This window comes from Pseudomonas sp. TE3895 (assembly GCF_056278855.1).
Genome location: NZ_JBWBQE010000001.1, coordinates 4,970,945 through 4,990,874, shown reverse-complemented (window position 1 = coordinate 4,990,874; position 19,930 = coordinate 4,970,945). Strand labels below are relative to the sequence as shown.

Sequence of the window (19,930 nt, the reverse complement as noted above, 5' to 3'; positions counted from 1 at the left end):
GATGAATTTCGTAGAATTCATGGCTTGACCGGTCAGTCATCGTCACCTTCCTTGTACCGTTCGGCCTCGTGCCGTAACGGCAGGAAGCGCTTTTGCCCATTGGAACGGATCCTCATGAATCGGTTCCGATGGCCGTCGATGAACTGGGTACCGGCTTGTCATCGAATGGAGTCTCATCGTGCGCCTCAACTTGCCGGTAACCCCGGTCGAGCAACGTTTTCCCCCCGATCAGCGGCTGATTTCTGCTACCGATACCGCCAGCCTGATCACCTACTGCAACCCTGAGTTTGCCGCCATCAGTGGCTACAGCGAGGCCGAACTGATTGGCAGCCCGCACAACCTGGTGCGCCACCCGGACATGCCGCCGGCGGTGTACGAGTTGATGTGGCGCTACCTGAAAGCCGGCAAGAGCTGGATGGGTATCGTCAAGAACCGCTGCCGTAACGGCGACTACTACTGGGTCAATGCCTACGTCACGCCCATCCTCGAAGGTGGGCGGGTCGTGGGTTACGAGTCTGTGCGCGTATGCCCTACGCGCGAGCAAGTAGCCCGTGCCGAAGCCCTGTATGCGCGGCTGCGCAACGGCCAGGCGGCATTGTCGGCGCCGCGCCGTCTGAGCTTGCTGGCGCAGGCCTTGGCCTTGCCACTGGCCGGTGGGCTGCTGGCGGTGGGTGCCAATCAGTTGTGGCCTGGCCTGGTGGGGCAGGGGCTGACCCTGGGGCTGTTCGTGGCCTGCGGCCTGTGGGCGCGCAATGCCCTCGGGCGGCAGCTACAGCAGATTGTGCAGGGTGCCGAAGGTGCCTTCGCCGACCCGATTGCAGCCTTGACCTACAGCGACCTGTCGGGTGCTGCCGGGCAGTTGCAACTGATGCTGATCAGCGAAGAGGCACGCCTGAAAACCGCATTGACGCGGCTAAGCGACCTGGCCGGGCAAATGGCCGTGGCCGCTCGCGATGCCGGGCAGTTGTCGCGCAGCACCGAGGCGGCATTGCTGGAGCAGCGTGCCGAAACCGACCTGAGCGCCACTGCAATGAACCAGATGGCCGCCTCCATTGGCGAAGTCGCCAACCACGTGCAGTTGACCGCCGCTGAGGCACACACGGCGCACCTGCTGGCCGAGCAAGGTAGCCAGGTGGCCGATGCCAGCGGCACGGCCATTCGTAACCTGGCCAGCACTGTGACGCAGATCAACCAGGCGGTCAGCCACCTGGCGGGTCAGACCGGCGCCATCGCCGAGGCCGCCGGGATGATCCGCGGCATTGCCGAGCAAACCAACCTGCTGGCCCTCAACGCCGCCATCGAGGCTGCCCGTGCGGGCGAGCAGGGCCGGGGCTTTGCCGTGGTCGCCGACGAGGTCCGGGCATTGGCCGACAAGACCCGCCAGTCCACCCTGCACATCCAGGCCATCATCGATGCCCTGCGCAGTGGCGCCGAGGAAGCCGTGGCGATCGCCAGCCGAGGCATCGACGGTGCCGAGCAAGGCGTTGCCCAGGTGCAGGAAGCCCGACAGGCGCTGCATGGCATTCGTGACGCGGTACAGCGCATCAGCGACATGAGCCAGCAGATGGCCACCGCCTCGCAGCAGCAGTCGGCGGTGGCAGAAGATGTTTCGCGGCAGATCAACGGCGTAGCCGGTATTGCCCAGCACAGCGCCCACAGCGCCAACGCCGCCGCCTCGCGCGGTACCGAACTGGAACACGTGTGCGCCGGATTGCGCGCCCTGGTGGAGCGCTTCAACCGCTAAGGCAGGATGCTTTATGGATGATAACTATCGCGCGGCCGTGGACGCGGCCGCAATCTTTTCGGAAACCGACCTGCGTGGGAACATCACCTACGTCAATCAGCAGTTCTGCAGCATCTCGGGCTACAGCCGTGAAGAACTGTTGGGGGCCAACCACCGCATCCTCAATTCCGGGCTGCATGAACCGACGTTCTTTGTCGGCATGTGGCGGGCTTTGGTCGCCGGGCGGGTGTGGAAGGGCGAAATCTGCAACCGGTCCAAGGACGGTTCGTTGTACTGGGTCGACAGCACCATGGTGCCACTGGTCGATCCGCTGACAGGCCAGGTGCGCAAGTATGTGTCGATCCGCTTTGACGTCACGGAGAAGCGCCAGCTGCTGCATACCTTGCAGTGGCGGGTGGGTCACGATGTGCTCACCGGCCTGCCCAACCGCGCCTACCTGTCCGACCTGCTGAACCAGGCTCTGGCCTACTCGCGCCGCGAAGGCATCTCGCTGGCGGTGTGCATGCTCGACCTGGATGGTTTCAAGGCGGTCAACGACGGCTACGGGCATGCCGTGGGTGACCTGCTGCTGGTGGAAGTGGCGCAGCGCCTGAAGAGTATCCTGCGTGGTGGGGATGCCGTGGCGCGGCTGTCGGGCGACGAATTCGTGCTGATCCTGCGCGATGTCGATGATGAGCACCAGCTGCATGCAGCCCTGCAGCGGGTGTTGCGTGCCTTGGCGGCGCCCTGTGTGGTGCGTGAGCATACACTGTCGCTCAGCGCCAGTATCGGCGTGACCCTGTACCCGCAGGATGACGAAGATGCCGACACCCTGGTGCGCCACGCCGACCAGGCCATGTATGTGGCCAAGCAGCGCGGGCGCAACCGTTACCATCTGTTCGACGTGTCGCAGGAACAGGAGCTCAAGGCCACCCACCAGACCGTGGCGCGCGTGCGCCGGGCGCTGCGCAACGGTGAGCTGTGTCTTTACTACCAGCCCAAGGTCAACCTGCGCAGTGGCAAGGTACTGGGCTTCGAGGGCTTATTGCGCTGGCAGCGGCCAGGCCGTGGTGTGGTGCCGCCTGGCGATTTCCTGCCATGGGTAGAGCAGACCGACCTGATCGTCGAAATCGGCGAGTGGGTGATCGGGCAGGCGTTGAGCCAGTTGCAGGCCTGGCAGCGCCAAGGGCAGCCCTGGTCGCTGAGCGTGAATATCGCCGCGCGGCATTTGCAGCGCAATGACTTTGCCGAGCGCCTGCAGCAGCTGCTGGCAGCGTACCCGGCGGTGGACCCGGCACTGCTGGACCTGGAAATCGTCGAGTCGGTGGCCATCGACAACCTGCAGCATGTCAGCCGCTGCCTGGATGCCTGCCGTGCGCTGGGTGTGCGTTTCTCGCTGGACGATTTCGGCACCGGTTATTCGTCCTTGAGTTACCTGAAACGCTTGCCGACCCAGACGATCAAGATCGACCAGTCGTTCGTGCGTGACATCCTTCATGACCAGGACGACCTGGCGCTGACGGAGGCGGTGATCGGCCTGGCGCGGGCGTTTGGCCGCGAGGTGATTGCCGAGGGGCTGGAGAGTGTCGAGCACGGTCGGGTACTGATGGGCCTGGGCTGCGAGCTGGCGCAGGGTTACTGCATCGCCCGGCCGATGCCCGCCAGTGACGTGCAAGCCTGGGCACAGGCCTACCGGCAGCCAGTGCAGTGGCGTGACCCTTGAAGCTCATCAGCGGGCCGTGGTCTTGACCTGCACGGGGGCGCCACCTGCTGTCGATCAGGGGTGGCTTCGAAAACCTGCTGTGCGGCGCGCTTCAGGGTCAATCGATTCATCGCTCACGCAACCGCTTGTACAGTGTGGTGCGGCTGATACCCAGTTGGCGGGCCACCGCCGACAGGTTGCCATTGGCTTGCTCGACCAGGCTCTGCAGGTCCGTCTCTTCAGTCGCTATCGGCACCGGTGTTTTCGACTCGGCCAGAAAACCCGCTGGAAGGTGCTCGACGCCGACCGGCCCGTTGGCCGCCAGGGCCAACGCGACCTGTAGCACACTCACCAGTTCGCGCAGGTTGCCCGGCCAGGGGTGTTGATCGAACAGGTCGATTATGGCCGGGGGCAGCCGCGCAGGTTGCCCGGGCTCGCGGTAGCGGGCATGCACCTGCTCAATCAGCTGGCGCCGGTCAGCGCGTTCGCGCAGGGGAGGCAGCACCAGTGTCAGGCCGGCGATGCGGTAGTACAGGTCCTGGCGAAAGCGCCCGGCGCGCACTTCTTCGGCCAGGTTGCGATTGCTCGCCGACACCACGCGGATATCCACCGGCACCGGTTCGCCACTGCCCAGCGGCTGGATGCTGCGCGACTGCAGTACGCGCAGCAGGCGGGCCTGGGTGGGCAGTGGCATGTCGCCAATCTCATCCAGAAACAGGATGCCGTGGTCGGCCTTGCGGATCAGCCCTGGGTTGCCCTTGTGGTGGGCGCCGGTGAACGCGCCTTTGTCATAGCCGAACAGTTCCGACTCCACCAGTTCGGCCGGGATCGCCGCACAGTTTACGGCGACCAGCGGCTGCCTGGCGCGGCTGCTGGCCCGGTGCAGGGTGTCGACGAACACTTCTTTGCCTACGCCTGTTTCGCCCTCCACCAACACCGGGATGTCCTTCTCCAATAGCAGGCCGGCTTGTTTCAAGGCTTTTTCCAGGCGCGGCTCGGCGTTGCCGGCTTCGGGGCGTCGAATGGTTTCGCGTGGGGGGTGCCACTGGCAGTGAAAGCGGTTGCGCCCGGTGGCCTGCAGAGCGAAGGGCTGTTGTCGGGGATGGCTGAGCAGCTGTTGCAGGGGTAACTGGAACAGTTGCTCGATGTTTTGCTGCAGCGGGTTTACGCCGAGCAGGCTATCGGCCCGGTGATTGGCAGCCAACACCTGTCCGCGCTCATCGAACACCAGCAGGCCGGCCCAAGGGCTGTCGAGGTTGTCGGAGGCGCTGTTGAAGATCAGTTGTGCATGCTGGTCAGCATGTTCGGCGAGGATCAGGCGGTTTTCCAGGCTCTGGCCCATCATGCGCACCAGCCCAAGCGTCTGGCTGGCCGGCAGGTAGCCGTCGCTGGCTACGTCGAGCACTCCGACCAGCTGCCGTGCGGCGTCGAACAGGGGGGCGGCGGCGCTGGACATGTAGCGGTTCTGGCGCAGGAAGTGTTCGTCCTGGCCGACGTGAACCGCTTCGGCGCAAATCAGTGTGGTGCCCAGGGCATTGGTGCCGACGCCACGCTCGTGCCAATGGGCGCCGGCGCTGAAACCATGGTGCTGGCGCGGTTCGATGAAACGACGCGAGCCCCAGCTGTCGAGCAGGCAGCCACTGGCATCGGCCAGCATCACCAGGTAGCTGGCGTTACCCAAGAGGTGCGCATAGTGCGGTAGCACTTCCTCGCGGGTCAGGCGCAGCAGGTTTTGGCGCCGCTCCAGCAGGGCGCTGAGCTCGGCGCGGGACAGGCAGTCAAAGTCTGGCGCATGCTGCGGCTGCAGGCCGTGGGCGCGGCAGCGGTCCCAGGAAGCCTGGATCAGTTGGGTGTGGGTCGAAGTGGATGCGGCCACGGGCCTGTCCTGTGTGATTGTTGTCATGGGTCGACCGCCGTTCAGTGTTGTTCACGGCTGTTCATTGTCAAACTGGCCAGTGTCCAGTTGTGCAGTGATTGTGTTCACTTGCGAACCCGCGATTTGCCAGCGCTGCCACCCAGGCCCCGAACCAGAGCATCGGGCAAGGACTGGCACGGAACTGGCTGTACCCGGCAGACAACAATCAAAAAAAGGCCACGCCATGTCCCTGGTGCTGGAGCAGGTCAGCCGTAGCGTCGACAACCAGCCGTGGATCGTCGATGCGTCACTGCGTTTCGAGCCCGGCTCGTTCAATGTGCTGCTGGGTCGCACCCTGGCCGGCAAGACCAGCCTGATGCGCCTGATGGCCGGGCTGGACCGTCCTGACCGGGGGCGGGTGCTGATGGATGGCCAGGACGTCACCGGTGTGCCGGTGCGTCAGCGCAATGTGTCGATGGTGTATCAGCAATTCATCAATTACCCGACCTTGAGCGTGTACGAAAACATCGCCTCGCCGCTGCGCCAGGCGCGCATGGCCGAGGACCAGATCCGACGGCGGGTGCAGGAAACTGCCGAGATGCTGCGCATCGAAACCTACCTGCAACGCCTGCCACTGGAGCTCTCCGGTGGTCAGCAGCAACGCACGGCGATGGCCAGGGCACTGGTCAAGGATGCCTCGTTGATCCTCTTCGACGAGCCATTGGTCAACCTCGACTACAAGTTACGCGAAGGCCTGCGTCAGGAGCTGCGCGAGCTGTTCGCGGCGCGTCATTGCATTGCTGTGTACGCCACCACCGAGCCCAACGAGGCGCTGGCACTGGGCGGCACCACCACCCTTGTGCACGAAGGCCGTATCGTGCAGAGCGGGCCCACCGCCGAGGTCTATCAGCGCCCCAGCAGCGTGCTGGCTGCCGAGCTGTTTTCCGAGCCGCCGATCAACCTGGTGTCTGGCCGTATCACGGGTAACGAGGTGAGCCTGGCCCAGACCGTGCACTTTGCCCGCAATGCCGACCTGGAGCCGCTGGCCGAAGGTGACTACCGCTTCGGCGTGCGCCCCAGCCATATCGCGCTGGTGCCGGCCCATGACGATGACCTGGAGCTGGCGGTGCTGGTGGAGTTGGCCGAGATCAGTGGGTCAGAAACATTTCTGCATGTGCGCAACGAATACTGGCGCATGGTGCTGCACCTTCCCGGGGTGCACGAATACCAGGTGGACACGCCGATACGCGTGTTCATCCCCACGCACAAGCTGTTCGTTTTCGACAGCGCCGGGGTGTTGGTGCAGGCCCCGGGGCTGCGCCAGACGAGGAGAGGGTGATGGCCGAAATCCGCCTGCGCCAGCTGGCGCATAGTTACAGCCGCCAGCCCGCCAGCGAGGCAGACTATGCCCTGCACGCACTCGAACATGTGTGGGAGCAGGGCGGTGCCTATGCGTTGCTCGGGCCGTCGGGCTGCGGCAAGTCGACCTTGCTCAATATCATTTCCGGGCTGCTGACGCCGTCTCATGGCGAGGTGCTGTTCGACGGCAAGCCGGTCAACCAGCTGTCCCCGCAGGCGCGCAATATCGCCCAGGTGTTTCAGTTCCCGGTGGTGTACGACACCATGACGGTGTTCGACAACTTGGCCTTCCCCTTGCGCAACCAGGGGCTCGATGAAGCCCGGGTGCGTGCCCGGGTGGAAGAAATTGCCGAAGTGCTCGAGCTGACTGCCGTGTTGCGCAAGAAAGCACGCAACCTCACCGCCGATGAAAAGCAGAAAGTCTCCATGGGGCGTGGCCTGGTGCGCGATGACGTGTCGGCGATCCTGTTCGACGAGCCGCTGACGGTGATCGACCCGCATCTGAAGTGGAAGCTGCGGCGCAAGCTGAAGCAGATTCATGAGCAGTTCAATATCACCATGATCTACGTCACCCACGACCAGTTGGAGGCCTCCACCTTCGCCGACAAGATCGCGGTGATGCACGGCGGACGCATCGTCCAGTTCGGCACGCCGCGCGAGCTGTTCGAGCGACCGCGGCATACGTTCGTTGGTTATTTCATCGGTAGCCCGGGCATGAACTTGATCGACGTGCGTGCCGAGGCGGGCGCGGTGGTGTTCGGCGATGTCCAGTTGGTACTGCCCGATGGCTTGTGCGAGCGCCTGGCTGCATTGGCGGGCGGGCGGCTGCAGCTGGGCATTCGCCCGGAGTTCGTGCAGCTGTGGGACAGCCCGTTCGAGGGTGCCTACCCGGCACGGGTGCTGGACGTCGAAGACCTGGGTACCTATCGCATCGTCACCCTCGAACTGGGCGGTGTCGCGCTCAAGGCGAGGCTGGGCGAGGACCGCCCGTTGCCTGTGGACCAGGCCTGGGTCAGCCTGCCGGCGCAGTGGTTGATGCTGTATGTCGACGATGTGCTGCTGGAGACCGGGCCATGAACAACAAGGTGCCGAACAACAAGGCCTGGTGGCTGGTGCTGCCGGTGTTCCTGCTGGTCGCGTTCAGCGCGGTGGTGCCGATGATGACGGTGGTCAACTACTCGGTGCAAGACATCTTCGACCAGTCCAGCCGCTACTTCGTCGGTGCCGACTGGTACCGCCAGGTACTGCGCGACCCGGCGCTGCACGATGCATTGCTGCGCCAGTTCATTTACTCGGCCTGTGTACTGCTGATCGAAATTCCGTTGGGTATAGGCATCGCCCTGGCCATGCCAACCAAAGGCCGTATGGCCTCGGTGTGCCTGATCGTCATGGCTATCCCGTTGCTGATCCCGTGGAACGTGGTCGGCACTATCTGGCAGATTTTCGGCCGTGCCGACATTGGCCTGCTCGGCGCTTCCCTGGCCAAGCTCGGGGTCAGCTACAACTACGCCGGTGACCCGTTCGATGCCTGGCTCACCGTGCTGGTGATGGATGTGTGGCACTGGACTTCGTTGGTGGCTTTGCTGTGCTATTCGGGGCTGCGTGCGATCCCCGACGTGTACTACCAGGCCGCGCGCATCGATCGGGCCTCGGGCTGGGCGGTGTTTCGCCATATCCAGCTGCCCAAGCTCAAGAACGTGCTGGTGATCGCGTTGATGCTGCGCTTCATGGACAGTTTCATGATCTACACCGAGCCGTTCGTGCTGACCGGCGGCGGGCCAGGCAACGCGACCACGTTCCTCAGCCAGACCCTCACGCGTATGGCCGTAGGGCAGTTCGACCTGGGGCCGGCGGCAGCGTTTTCACTGGTGTACTTCCTGATCATCCTGCTGGTGTCGTGGCTGTTCTACACAGCCATGACCCATGCCGACAAGGACTAGGCCATGAGCACACGCAAATCAATGGCCCTGCTGCTGTACTTCTTCTTCCTGCTGGTGCCGATCTACTGGTTGCTGAACATGTCGTTCAAGAGCAACGCCGAGATCCTTGGCGGCCTGACCCTGTGGCCGCAGGCGTTCACGCTCGACAACTACCGAGTGATCTTCACCGACGCCAGCTGGTACAGCGGCTACATCAACTCGCTGTACTACGTGTGCCTGAACACGCTGATTTCACTGCTCGTGGCGTTGCCCGCGGCCTATGCGTTCTCGCGCTACCGCTTTCTCGGCGACCGCCACCTGTTCTTCTGGCTGCTGACCAACCGCATGGCGCCACCGGCGGTGTTCCTGCTGCCGTTCTTCCAGTTGTACTCGTCGATCGGGCTGTTCGATACCCACATTGCCGTGGCGCTGGCCCATTGCCTGTTCAACGTACCGCTGGCGGTGTGGATCCTGGAGGGTTTCATGTCGGGCGTGCCAAGGGAAATCGACGAAACCGCCTACATCGACGGCTACAGTTTTCCACGCTTCTTCGTGAAGATCTTCATACCGCTGATTGGCTCCGGCATCGGCGTCACGGCGTTTTTCTGTTTCATGTTCTCCTGGGTCGAACTGCTGCTGGCGCGCACCCTGACCTCGGTGAATGCCAAGCCGATTGCCGCGGTGATGACCCGCACGGTGTCGGCATCGGGCATCGACTGGGGTGTGCTGGCGGCGGCGGGGGTGCTGACCATCTTGCCGGGCATGCTGGTGATCTGGTTCGTGCGCAATCATGTGGCCAAGGGCTTCGCCCTGGGCCGGGTGTGAGGAGGGCAACGCATGGAGTGGATGGCCTGGACCCTGCCGACAGCGCTGTTCTTCGCCGCTGTGGGCCTGTTGCTGCTGGGCATGACATTGCTTGAACTGCGTCGCCCCTGCGTAGAGCGACGGGGCTTTTTGCCGCTGGTCACCAGCCGTGGTGACCGTTTGTTCATCGGCCTGCTGGCCAGCGCCTACCTGCACCTGCTGGTGGTCGGTGTCAGCGACTGGCCATTGTGGGTGGCCTCGCTGCTGTCGCTGGCGTGGCTGGCGGTGGTGTTGCGCTGGGGCTGAGCGAGCGGCCCTGTGGGATAACTGAAACGGGAGATCACAATGTTCGACAACAAACACAACAGGCGACATTTGACCCTGGCCGCGTTGCTGGTACTGGCCAGCGTGCAAGGCACAGCCTGGGCCGACCAGTACGAAGAGGCGGCAAAGAAATGGATCGGCAGCGAGTTCAAGCCTTCGACCCTTACCCCCGAACAGCAGTTGGCCGAATTGCAGTGGTTCATCAAGGCAGCCGAGCCGTTTCGCGGGATGAAGATCAACGTTGTGTCGGAAACCATCACCACCCATGAATACGAATCCAAGGTGCTGGCCAAGGCTTTCAGTGAGATCACCGGCATCCAGTTGACCCACGACCTGCTGCAGGAAGGCGATGTGGTGGAAAAACTGCAGACGCAGATGCAGTCGGACAAGAACATTTATGACGGCTGGGTCAACGACTCCGACCTGATCGGTACGCACTTTCGCTACGGCAAAGTGGAATCGATCACCGACCTGATGGCCAACGAGGGCAAAGCCTACACCTCGCCGACCCTCGACCTGAAGGACTTCATCGGTATTTCCTTCACCACCGCGCCCGATGGCAAGGTCTACCAACTGCCCGACCAGCAGTTCGCCAACCTGTACTGGTTCCGCGCCGACTGGTTCGAACGGCCTGAGTTGAAGGCCAGGTTCAAAGAGAAGTACGGCTATGAACTGGGGGTGCCAGTGAACTGGTCGGCGTACGAGGACATTGCCAAGTTCTTCACCGAAGACGTCAAGGAGATCGACGGCAAGCGTGTCTACGGGCACATGGACTACGGAAAGAAAGACCCGTCACTGGGCTGGCGCTTCACCGATGCCTGGTTCTCGATGGCCGGCGGCGGCGACAAGGGCCTGCCCAATGGTTTGCCGGTCGATGAATGGGGCATTCGCGTGGAGGACTGCCATCCGGTGGGTTCCAGCGTGACCCGCGGCGGCGATACCAATGGGCCGGCCGCCGTCTATGCCACGCAGAAGTACGTGGACTGGATGCGTGCCTACGCGCCCAAGGAAGCGCAGGGCATGACCTTCTCCGAAGCCGGCCCTGTGCCGGCGCAAGGCAACATTGCCCAGCAGATATTCTGGTACACCGCGTTCACCGCCGACATGACGAAGCCCGGCTTGCCGGTTGTGAATGCCGACGGCACGCCGAAGTGGCGCATGGCGCCTTCACCGAAGGGGCCATACTGGGAAGAGGGTATGAAACTCGGCTACCAGGACACTGGCTCGTGGACCTTCTTCAAGTCCACCCCCGAGAAGCAACGCTTGGCGGCGTGGCTGTACGCCCAGTTCGTCACCTCAAAGACCGTATCGCTGAAAAAGACCATCGTCGGCCTGACGCCGATTCGTGAGTCGGACATCAACTCCCAGGCCATGACCGAGTTGGCGCCCAAGCTCGGTGGGCTGGTGGAGTTCTATCGCAGCCCTGCGCGGGTGCAGTGGACGCCGACCGGCACCAACGTGCCGGACTACCCGCGGCTGGCGCAGCTGTGGTGGAGCCATATCGCCGAAGTCGCCAGTGGCGAAAAGACCCCGCAGGAAGCCCTGGATGGGCTGGCCCGCGACCAGGACCGCATGATGGAGCGCCTGCAACGCTCCAATGCCCAGGCGACGTGTGCACCCAAGTTGAATCCGGAGAAGGACGCCCAGTACTGGTTCGACCAGCCGGGTGCGCCGAAAGCCAAGCTGGCCAACGAAAAGCCCATGGGCGAGACAGTCAGCTATAACGAACTGCTGAAGTCCTGGGAGGCGGCCAGGAAGTGATCGGCTGAACACCGTGGTGGTCTCCCTCCACACCCTGGGGCCGGACAACCGCTTGCAAGAGCAGGCTCGTTCGCAAAGAGGTCGTTCGTCACGGGCAAAAAAAACGGCACCTGCAAAGGTGCCGTTTTCGCATCACGCAGTATTACTTGTGCAGCTCTTCTGCCGCATACAGCGTGTTCTCCAGCAGGCACGCCCGGGTCATCGGCCCGACGCCGCCCGGCACTGGTGTGATCCAGCCGGCGCGGGGCAGGGCAGTCTCGTAGACCACGTCGCCGACCAGCTTGCCGTCTTCCTGGCGGTTGATGCCCACGTCGATGACGATGGCGCCTTCCTTGACCCACTCACCTTTGACCAGGCCCGGCTTGCCGGCAGCCACGACCACCAGGTCGGCACGCCCGACATGGCCGGCCAGGTCCTTGGTGAAGCGGTGGCAGACGGTCACGGTGCAGCCGGCCAGCAGCAGTTCCATGGCCATCGGGCGGCCAACGATGTTGGACGCGCCGACGATCACCGCGTTCATGCCGTACAGGTCCTGGCCGGTGCTTTCCAGCAGGGTCATGATGCCTTTCGGTGTGCACGGGCGCAGCAGTGGAATACGCTGGGCCAGGCGGCCGATGTTGTACGGATGGAAGCCGTCCACATCCTTGTCCGGGCGAATGCGCTCGAGCAGCAACGAGGCGTCCAGGTGTGCCGGCAGCGGCAGTTGCAACAGGATGCCGTCGACGGCCGGGTCGTCATTGAGACGGTCGATCAGCTCGGTCAGGGCTTGTTGCGTGGTCTCGCTGGGCAGGTCGAAAGCCTGCGAAATGAAGCCGACCTCTTCGCAGTCCTTGCGCTTGTGCGAGACATAGACTTGGGAGGCGGGGTCGGTGCCGACCAGGATCACTGCCAGGCCCGGCGTACGCAGGCCTTGCTGGCGACGCTCCACGACACGTTGAGCGATCTGCTGGCGCAGGCTGGCGGCGATAGCCTTGCCATCGATTAGGTGTGCAGTCATAGACGCGTGATTAACCATCGAGAAGGAACAATAAAGAACGTGCATTCTCGCACGACATGGGCCAAGGGCAAAGGCGGGTGGTCGGGCAAATCCCCTAACCCCTTAAATAATTTAAATTTTTTCGAAAAAGGTGTTGACGACTTTCGGGGTCGACTATAAGATTCGCCGCACTTGTCGGGCACAGCCTAGCACTGGTTGGCTAAGTCGGGCAGAATGAGTGGTTTAACAGTTCCTTGTTAGCGTCTCGTTCGGTTAGGCTTCAAGCTTAAGCGCCCGTAGCTCAGCTGGATAGAGCATCCGCCTTCTAAGCGGATGGTCGCAGGTTCGAGTCCTGCCGGGTGCGCCATTAGGCAGCTTTGGCAAGCAAGTAGGTTGTAATGCAATATGGTGGGCGTAGCTCAGTTGGTAGAGCGCTGGATTGTGATTCCAGTTGTCGTGGGTTCGATTCCCATCGTCCACCCCATATTTTTCAAGGGCGCCTCGATAGCATCTGGCGCCTTTGTTTTAAGCGTTACGCGGACGTGGTGAAATTGGTAGACACACTGGATTTAGGTTCCAGCGGCGCAAGCTGTAAGAGTTCGAGTCTCTTCGTCCGCACCATGCTTCTGTAAGGTTGTACCGCAAGACCGCAATATGGTGGGCGTAGCTCAGTTGGTAGAGCGCTGGATTGTGATTCCAGTTGTCGTGGGTTCGATTCCCATCGTCCACCCCATATTCCTGAAAGGCGCCTTGATCGTGAGATCGGGCGCCTTTTTGTTTTGGGTCTGCGTAGCGGTGATGAGCCGCGCCTCAGCCAAAACACCTCCTGCCCCTTGTAATCCTCTGGTGGCACCCCAATAAAAGCTGTTAGATTTCAGCCGGTTGAAACACCGGCCTGTTCGGCCGGCAAAGGACATCACGATGATTGCAAAAGAAGCCCGTCAGGCCCTGGCGCTGCAGCGCTTTGCCGAAGCCAATCCGCAGTTGCTCGAGGAGATCCGCGAGCTGGATGCGCGCGAACAGGCCCAGCAGATCGAGTGGGCGTTCGAGGATGCCGCCGAGGAGCAGGGCATTGAGCCCTGGGAGCTGGCGCTGCAATTGATTGCTGAGTCCCCGGAGCAGTTGCAGGCCATGCGCCTGGAAACGCACCGTGAAGTGGCCGAGGCGCTGGGGCTGGAATGGGAGGAATACTGCCAGTTCAACGACATTGATCCTCAATAAAGGAGGCGAATGCGTTGCGGGTAGTTGTTTGACAAAGTATTTCGGCTGCAGGCCGCCCTCCGGCGCCGTGCAGCCCCTGTTGGAAGCAGGCCTGGCGCTGTGCCGTGCGGGCCTTGAAAGTTAATCGACCGGCGTTGTTTTCAGTCGTCCCGTGTGGGGTGACTTCTGCTGCGTGACTCACTAGAATGTTTGCCCTTGATTCTGGAGTCGGGCTAACGCCGGCTAACGTCTGTGCAACGAGGAATATCCATGCAAGTTTCTGTTGAAAACACTTCCGCTCTCGAGCGCCGCATGACCATCGCCGTTCCGGCCGAGCGCGTCGAGAACGAAGTCAACAAGCGTCTGCAGCAGACTGCCAAGCGCGCCAAGATTGCGGGCTTCCGTCCTGGTAAAGTACCGATGACCGTGATCCGTCAGCGTTTCGAGGCGGACGCCCGTCAAGAGGCTTTCGGTGACCTGGTCCAGGCTTCCTTCTACGAAGCCATCGTCGAGCAGAAGCTGAACCCGGCTGGCGCCCCGGCTGTAGAGCCCAAGTCCTTCGAAAAGGGCAAGGATCTGGAATTCGTCGCCATCTTCGAAGTATTCCCTGAGTTCACTGTTGCGGGCCTCGAGTCGATCAAGGTCGAGCGCCTGAGCGCCGAAGTGGCTGACAGTGACCTGGACAACATGCTGGAAGTGCTGCGCAAGCAGAACACCCGCTTCGAGGCCGTCGAGCGCGCTGCGCAGAACGACGACCAGGTCAACATCGACTTCGTCGGCAAGGTCGACGGTGAAGCGTTTGCCGGTGGTTCGGCCAAGGGCACCCTGCTGGTGCTGGGCTCCGGCCGCATGATCCCAGGCTTCGAAGAAGGTCTGGTAGGCGCCAAGGCTGGCGAAGAGCGCGTTGTCAACGTGACCTTCCCAGAGGACTACCAGAACCTGGACCTGGCTGGCAAAGCCGCCGAGTTCACCATCACCGTCAACAGCGTTTCGGCACCTGTACTGCCAGAACTGAACGAAGAGTTCTTCGCCCAGTTCGGCATCAAGGAATCGACGCTGGAAGGCTTCCGCGCCGAAGTTCGCAAGAACATGGAGCGTGAGCTGCGTCAGGCGATCAAGACCAAGGTCAAGAACCAGGTCATGGACGGTCTGCTGGCCGCCAACCCGATCGAAGTGCCAAAGGCCCTGCTGGAAAACGAAGTCAACCGTCTGCGCGTGCAGGCTGTTCAGCAGTTTGGTGGCAACATCAAGCCTGAGCAGCTGCCAGTCGAACTGTTCGAAGAGCAAGCCAAGCGCCGCGTCGTGCTGGGCCTGATCGTGGCCGAAGTGGTCAAGCAGTTCGAGCTGAAGCCGGACGACGCCAAGGTTCGCGAGATGATCGAAGAAATGGCTTCGGCTTACCAAGAGCCTGAGCAGGTCATCGCCTGGTACTACAAGAACGACCAGCAACTGAACGAAGTGCGTTCGGTTGTGCTGGAAGAACAAGTTGTAGATACTGTTCTGCAGAAAGCGACTGTGACCGACAAGTCGGTCTCGTACGAAGAAGCCGTTAAACCAGCCGAGGCGCCTGCCGCTGCTGAGTAACGGTCTTCTCTCGTAGGAAACCTCCACAAGCCAGCCTTCGAGCTGGCTTGTGCGTATTCAAGCCATGACTATTTGGGAGTGAGCGCAGGACATGTCCCGCAATTCTTATATTCAGCAGAGCTCTGACATCCAGGCCGCAGGCGGCCTGGTCCCGATGGTTATCGAGCAGTCCGCCCGTGGCGAACGCGCTTACGACATCTACTCGCGCCTGTTGAAGGAGCGAGTGATCTTCCTGGTTGGCCCGGTAGAGGACTACATGGCCAACCTCGTCGTTGCGCAACTGCTGTTCCTTGAGGCGGAAAACCCGGACAAGGATATCCATCTGTACATCAACTCGCCGGGCGGTTCCGTCACCGCCGGCATGTCGATCTACGACACCATGCAGTTCATCAAGCCGGACGTTTCGACCATCTGCATCGGCCAGGCCTGCAGCATGGGCGCCTTCCTGCTGGCGGCAGGTGCCAAGGGCAAGCGTCATTGCCTGCCTAACTCGCGCGTGATGATCCACCAGCCGCTGGGCGGCTTCCAGGGTCAGGCCACCGATATCGAGATCCACGCCCAGGAAATCCTCAATATCAAGGCCCGTCTGAACGAGCTGCTGGCCTATCACACCGGCCAGGAACTCGAGACCATCAAGCGTGACACCGAGCGTGACAACTTCATGAGCGCCTCGCGCGCAGCCGAGTACGGCCTGATCGACTCGGTCTACGACAAGCGGCAACTGGCCTCCTGAACCGGGGGGTCAGAGCAGGTGGGCGTCGAAAGCGCCTACCTGCGGACTTGAAAAAGCCCGCAATTGCCTTCATCTTGTGTTGCAAGCCTACCGGATTGGATCGATCGAATGACTGACACCCGTAACGGCGAGGACAGCGGCAAATTGCTTTATTGCTCCTTCTGCGGCAAAAGCCAGCACGAAGTGCGCAAACTGATTGCCGGGCCCTCGGTATTTATCTGCGACGAGTGCGTCGACCTGTGCAACGACATCATCCGTGAGGAGGTGCAGGAAGCCCAGGCCGAGAGCAGCGCGCACAAATTGCCTTCGCCGAAAGAAATCAGCGGCATCCTGGACCAGTACGTGATTGGTCAGGAGCGCGCGAAGAAGGTGCTGGCCGTAGCGGTGTACAACCACTACAAGCGCCTGAACCAGCGTGACAAGAAGGGTGACGAAGTCGAACTGGGCAAGAGCAACATCCTGCTCATCGGGCCAACTGGCTCGGGCAAGACCCTGCTCGCCGAAACCCTGGCACGCCTGTTGAACGTACCGTTTACCATTGCTGACGCCACCACCCTGACCGAGGCCGGTTATGTGGGTGAGGACGTCGAGAACATCATCCAGAAGCTGTTGCAGAAGTGCGACTACGACGTGGAAAAGGCCCAGATGGGCATTGTCTACATCGACGAAATCGACAAGATTTCGCGCAAGTCGGACAACCCGTCCATTACCCGTGATGTCTCGGGCGAGGGCGTGCAGCAGGCACTGCTGAAACTGATCGAGGGCACCGTGGCCTCGGTTCCGCCGCAGGGCGGCCGCAAGCACCCGCAACAGGAATTCCTGCAGGTTGATACCCGCAACATCCTGTTCATCTGTGGTGGTGCGTTCTCGGGCCTGGAAAAGGTCATCCAGAACCGCTCCACCAAAGGTGGCATCGGTTTTGGTGCCGAAGTGCGCAGCAAGGAAGAGGGCAAGAAGGTTGGTGAGTCCCTGCGTGAGGTCGAGCCGGACGATCTGGTCAAGTTTGGCCTGATTCCGGAGTTCGTCGGCCGTCTGCCGGTATTGGCTACCCTTGACGAGCTGGATGAGGCTGCGTTGATGCAGATCCTCACCGAGCCGAAGAATGCCCTGACCAAGCAGTATGCCAAGCTGTTCGAGATGGAAAGCGTCGACCTCGAGTTCCGCAGCGATGCGCTCAAGGCCGTTGCACGCAAGGCCCTGGAGCGCAAGACTGGCGCTCGTGGCCTGCGTTCGATCCTCGAAGGCGTGCTGCTCGATACCATGTATGAGATTCCTTCGAAAAAGGATGTCAGCAAGGTGGTTATCGACGAGAGCGTCATTGAGGGTACCTCGCAGCCGCTGATGATTTACGAAAACAGCGAACCGCAAGCCAAAGCCGCTCCAGACGCCTGATTCAGGCAATGGCCGGTTCTCGGTTGCAAGCAAGAAGGGGGCCTACGGGCCCCTTTCTGCTTTTCCTGTGCAAGCGCTTGTAATTTCTCAAGCGTGCCCCCACATTAGGTCCAAGCATCATTTCCACCGGTTTCCGGCCATAAGGCCGCTGTAGAGGCGAAATCATGAAGACCACCCTCGACTTGCCTCTTTTGCCATTGCGCGATGTCGTTGTTTACCCGCACATGGTTATCCCGCTGTTCGTGGGGCGCGAAAAGTCCATCGAAGCCCTCGAGGCGGCGATGACGGGCGAAAAGCAGATCCTTCTGCTGGCCCAGAAGAACCCAGCCGACGACGATCCGGGTGAGGACGCCCTGTACCGCGTCGGTACCGTTGCCACCGTGCTGCAACTGCTGAAGCTGCCTGATGGCACCGTCAAGGTGCTGGTCGAAGGCGAACAGCGGGGTGCGGTCGAGCGCTTCTCCGAAGTTGAAGGGCACATCCGTGCCGAAGTCTCCCTGATCGACGAAACCGACACTGCCGAGCGCGAGTCGGAAGTGTTCGTGCGCACGCTGCTGTCGCAGTTCGAACAATACGTTCAGCTGGGCAAGAAGGTGCCTGCCGAAGTGCTGTCTTCGCTGAACAGCATCGACGAGCCAGGGCGCCTGGTCGACACCATGGCCGCGCACATGGCCCTGAAGATCGAGCAGAAGCAGGAAATTCTTGAAATCGTCGACTTGACTACCCGTGTCGAGCACGTGCTGGCACTGCTGGATGCCGAAATCGACCTCCTGCAGGTCGAAAAGCGCATTCGCGGCCGGGTCAAGAAGCAGATGGAGCGCAGCCAGCGCGAGTACTACCTGAATGAGCAGATGAAGGCCATTCAGAAAGAACTTGGCGATGGTGACGAAGGCCACAATGAAGTCGAAGAGCTGAAAAAGCGCATCGAAGCCGCAGGTCTGCCTAAAGATGCCTTGGCCAAGGCTCAGGCGGAGCTGAACAAGCTCAAGCAAATGTCTCCGATGTCGGCCGAAGCTACCGTGGTGCGCTCGTACCTCGACTGGTTGGTGCAGGTGCCGTGGAAGGCTCAGAGCAAGGTGCGTCTGGACCTGACCAAGGCCGAGGAAATCCTCGATGCCGACCACTATGGCCTGGAAGAGGTCAAGGAACGCATCCTCGAATACCTTGCCGTGCAGAAGCGCGTCAAGAAGATCCGCGGTCCGGTGCTGTGCCTGGTCGGGCCGCCCGGCGTCGGCAAGACCTCGCTGGCCGAGTCGATCGCTGCCGCCACCAACCGCAAGTTCGTGCGCATGGCCCTGGGTGGCGTGCGTGACGAGGCCGAGATCCGTGGCCACCGCCGTACCTACATCGGCTCCATGCCGGGTCGCCTGATCCAGAAGATGACCAAGGTGGGCGTGCGCAACCCGTTGTTCCTGCTCGACGAGATCGACAAGATGGGCAGCGACATGCGCGGTGACCCCGCTTCGGCACTGCTGGAAGTGCTCGACCCTGAACAGAACCACAACTTCAACGACCACTACCTGGAGGTCGACTACGACCTCTCGGACGTGATGTTCCTGTGCACCTCGAACTCGATGAACATCCCGCCGGCGCTGCTGGACCGGATGGAAGTCATCCGTCTGCCTGGCTACACCGAGGACGAAAAGATCAACATCGCGGTCAAGTACCTGGTGCCCAAGCAGGTCAAGGCCAACGGCTTGAAGAAGGAAGAGCTGGACGTCGACATCTCGGCGATTCGCGACATCATCCGCTACTACACCCGTGAAGCCGGTGTGCGGGGCCTGGAGCGGCAAATTGCCAAGGTCTGCCGCAAGGTGGTCAAGGAACATACCGGGCAGAAGCAGGTCAAGGTCAAGGTGGCCAGCGAGCAGCTGGAGCACCTGCTGGGCGTGCGCAAGTTCCGCTATGGCCTGGCCGAGCAGCAGGATCAGATCGGCCAGGTAACCGGCCTGGCCTGGACCCAGGTGGGCGGCGAGTTGCTGACCATCGAGGCCGTGGTCATCCCCGGCAAGGGCCAGTTGATCAAGACCGGCTCGCTGGGCGATGTCATGGTCGAGTCGATTACCGCCGCGCAGACCGTGGTACGCAGCCGCGCCCGCAGCCTGGGGATTGCCGCCGACTTCCACGAGAAGCATGACGTGCACATTCACATGCCTGAGGGCGCCACGCCGAAAGACGGCCCAAGTGCCGGTATCGGAATGTGCACCGCACTGGTGTCGGCGCTGACGCAGATTCCGGTACGTGCCGACGTGGCCATGACCGGCGAAATCACCTTGCGTGGCCAGGTATTGGCCATTGGCGGGCTGAAGGAAAAACTGCTGGCGGCACACCGTGGCGGGATCAAGACGGTGATCATTCCCGAGGAGAATGTTCGCGATCTCAAGGAGATTCCTGAAAATATCAAACAGGATCTTCAGATCAAACCGGTCAAATGGATTGACGAAGTCCTGCAAATTGCGCTGCAATACGCCCCGGAGCCCTTGCCAGATGTGGCTCCGGAGATTGTCGCGAAAGACGAGAAGCGCGACGGCGATGCTAAGGAAAGAATCAGCACGCATTAGTAGTTTTTGGCTGGGGGGCTTTCCTTGACAGTATTTT

General features: G+C 61.7%; 15 protein-coding genes, 4 tRNA genes and 1 pseudogene. 18 read left to right on the top strand and 2 right to left on the bottom strand.

From position 1 onward, the window contains the following. Positions 1–178 precede the first annotated feature (178 nt). The 3 genes and pseudogenes from ACZ889_RS22620 to ACZ889_RS22610 form a co-directional block, all read left to right on the top strand. Positions 179–508 (top strand): annotated as a pseudogene (locus ACZ889_RS22620) (PAS domain-containing protein); the annotation flags it as partial. Positions 509–868: 360 nt separating this feature from the next. Then, positions 869–1,744 (top strand): methyl-accepting chemotaxis protein, encoded by an 876-nt coding sequence (locus tag ACZ889_RS22615; RefSeq protein WP_370588368.1) that lies wholly within the window; start codon positions 869–871, stop codon positions 1,742–1,744. Positions 1,745–1,757: 13 nt separating this feature from the next. Next, on the top strand, positions 1,758–3,446 hold the full coding sequence (locus ACZ889_RS22610) for a putative bifunctional diguanylate cyclase/phosphodiesterase (protein ID WP_003250219.1): 1,689 nt from the start codon (positions 1,758–1,760) through the stop codon (positions 3,444–3,446). Positions 3,447–3,552: 106 nt separating this feature from the next. On the opposite strand, the gene ACZ889_RS22605 is transcribed toward ACZ889_RS22610, so the two are convergent. Next, positions 3,553–5,301 (bottom strand): sigma-54-dependent Fis family transcriptional regulator, encoded by a 1,749-nt coding sequence (locus tag ACZ889_RS22605; protein WP_265978284.1) that lies wholly within the window; start codon positions 5,299–5,301, stop codon positions 3,553–3,555. Between the two features lie 223 nt (positions 5,302–5,524). Between ACZ889_RS22605 and ACZ889_RS22600 the strand changes: the two genes are divergently transcribed. Genes ACZ889_RS22600 through ACZ889_RS22575 form a run of 6 tightly spaced genes read left to right on the top strand, consistent with a single transcriptional unit; the run spans position 5,525 to position 11,447 of the window. Beyond that, positions 5,525–6,619, top strand: coding sequence for an ABC transporter ATP-binding protein (locus ACZ889_RS22600; protein ID WP_129933830.1), 1,095 nt, complete (start codon positions 5,525–5,527; stop codon positions 6,617–6,619). After that, entirely contained in the window at positions 6,619–7,716 is a 1,098-nt protein-coding gene (locus ACZ889_RS22595) for an ABC transporter ATP-binding protein (protein WP_265978290.1), read from the top strand. The genes ACZ889_RS22600 and ACZ889_RS22595 overlap by 1 nt, the downstream gene beginning before the upstream one ends. After that, complete coding sequence (locus ACZ889_RS22590) at positions 7,713–8,579, top strand: carbohydrate ABC transporter permease (RefSeq protein ID WP_003250226.1); 867 nt, start codon at positions 7,713–7,715, stop codon at positions 8,577–8,579. The genes ACZ889_RS22595 and ACZ889_RS22590 overlap by 4 nt, the downstream gene beginning before the upstream one ends. 3 nt (positions 8,580–8,582) lie before the next feature. Then, positions 8,583–9,383, top strand: a complete 801-nt coding sequence (locus tag ACZ889_RS22585) for a carbohydrate ABC transporter permease (RefSeq protein WP_003250228.1) — start codon at positions 8,583–8,585, stop codon at positions 9,381–9,383. A gap of 12 nt (positions 9,384–9,395) precedes the next feature. After that, positions 9,396–9,668: a DUF2160 domain-containing protein gene (locus tag ACZ889_RS22580; protein ID WP_003250230.1), complete on the top strand. Its 273-nt coding sequence runs from the start codon at positions 9,396–9,398 to the stop codon at positions 9,666–9,668. 39 nt (positions 9,669–9,707) lie between these two features. Further along, on the top strand, positions 9,708–11,447 hold the full coding sequence (locus ACZ889_RS22575) for an ABC transporter substrate-binding protein (RefSeq protein WP_003250232.1): 1,740 nt from the start codon (positions 9,708–9,710) through the stop codon (positions 11,445–11,447). 142 nt (positions 11,448–11,589) lie between these two features. On the opposite strand, the gene folD is transcribed toward ACZ889_RS22575, so the two are convergent. After that, entirely contained in the window at positions 11,590–12,444 is an 855-nt protein-coding gene (gene folD / locus ACZ889_RS22570) for a bifunctional methylenetetrahydrofolate dehydrogenase/methenyltetrahydrofolate cyclohydrolase FolD (protein WP_003250234.1), read from the bottom strand. 269 nt (positions 12,445–12,713) lie between these two features. Here folD and ACZ889_RS22565 point away from each other — a divergent pair. The 9 genes from ACZ889_RS22565 (at position 12,714) to lon (ending at position 19,893) form a co-directional block, all read left to right on the top strand. Next, a tRNA-Arg gene (locus ACZ889_RS22565) sits at positions 12,714–12,790 on the top strand. Between the two features lie 41 nt (positions 12,791–12,831). Continuing rightward, a tRNA-His gene (locus tag ACZ889_RS22560) sits at positions 12,832–12,907 on the top strand. Between the two features lie 52 nt (positions 12,908–12,959). After that, positions 12,960–13,044 (top strand) — tRNA-Leu (locus ACZ889_RS22555). Positions 13,045–13,080: 36 nt separating this feature from the next. Continuing rightward, positions 13,081–13,156 (top strand) — tRNA-His (locus ACZ889_RS22550). Positions 13,157–13,344: 188 nt separating this feature from the next. Then, the gene (locus ACZ889_RS22545; protein ID WP_003250236.1) at positions 13,345–13,644 is read left to right on the top strand and encodes a DUF6388 family protein; all 300 of its coding nucleotides are present in this window, start codon (positions 13,345–13,347) and stop codon (positions 13,642–13,644) included. A gap of 249 nt (positions 13,645–13,893) precedes the next feature. Then, positions 13,894–15,207: a trigger factor gene (gene tig, locus ACZ889_RS22540; protein WP_014753846.1), complete on the top strand. Its 1,314-nt coding sequence runs from the start codon at positions 13,894–13,896 to the stop codon at positions 15,205–15,207. A 91-nt stretch (positions 15,208–15,298) separates the two neighbouring features. Continuing rightward, complete coding sequence (gene clpP / locus ACZ889_RS22535; RefSeq protein WP_003250240.1) at positions 15,299–15,940, top strand: ATP-dependent Clp endopeptidase proteolytic subunit ClpP; 642 nt, start codon at positions 15,299–15,301, stop codon at positions 15,938–15,940. Between the two features lie 108 nt (positions 15,941–16,048). Then, the gene (gene clpX, locus ACZ889_RS22530) at positions 16,049–17,332 is read left to right on the top strand and encodes an ATP-dependent Clp protease ATP-binding subunit ClpX (protein ID WP_003250242.1); all 1,284 of its coding nucleotides are present in this window, start codon (positions 16,049–16,051) and stop codon (positions 17,330–17,332) included. A 164-nt stretch (positions 17,333–17,496) separates the two neighbouring features. Beyond that, on the top strand, positions 17,497–19,893 hold the full coding sequence (gene lon, locus ACZ889_RS22525; RefSeq protein ID WP_180689570.1) for an endopeptidase La: 2,397 nt from the start codon (positions 17,497–17,499) through the stop codon (positions 19,891–19,893). Positions 19,894–19,930 lie beyond the last annotated feature (37 nt).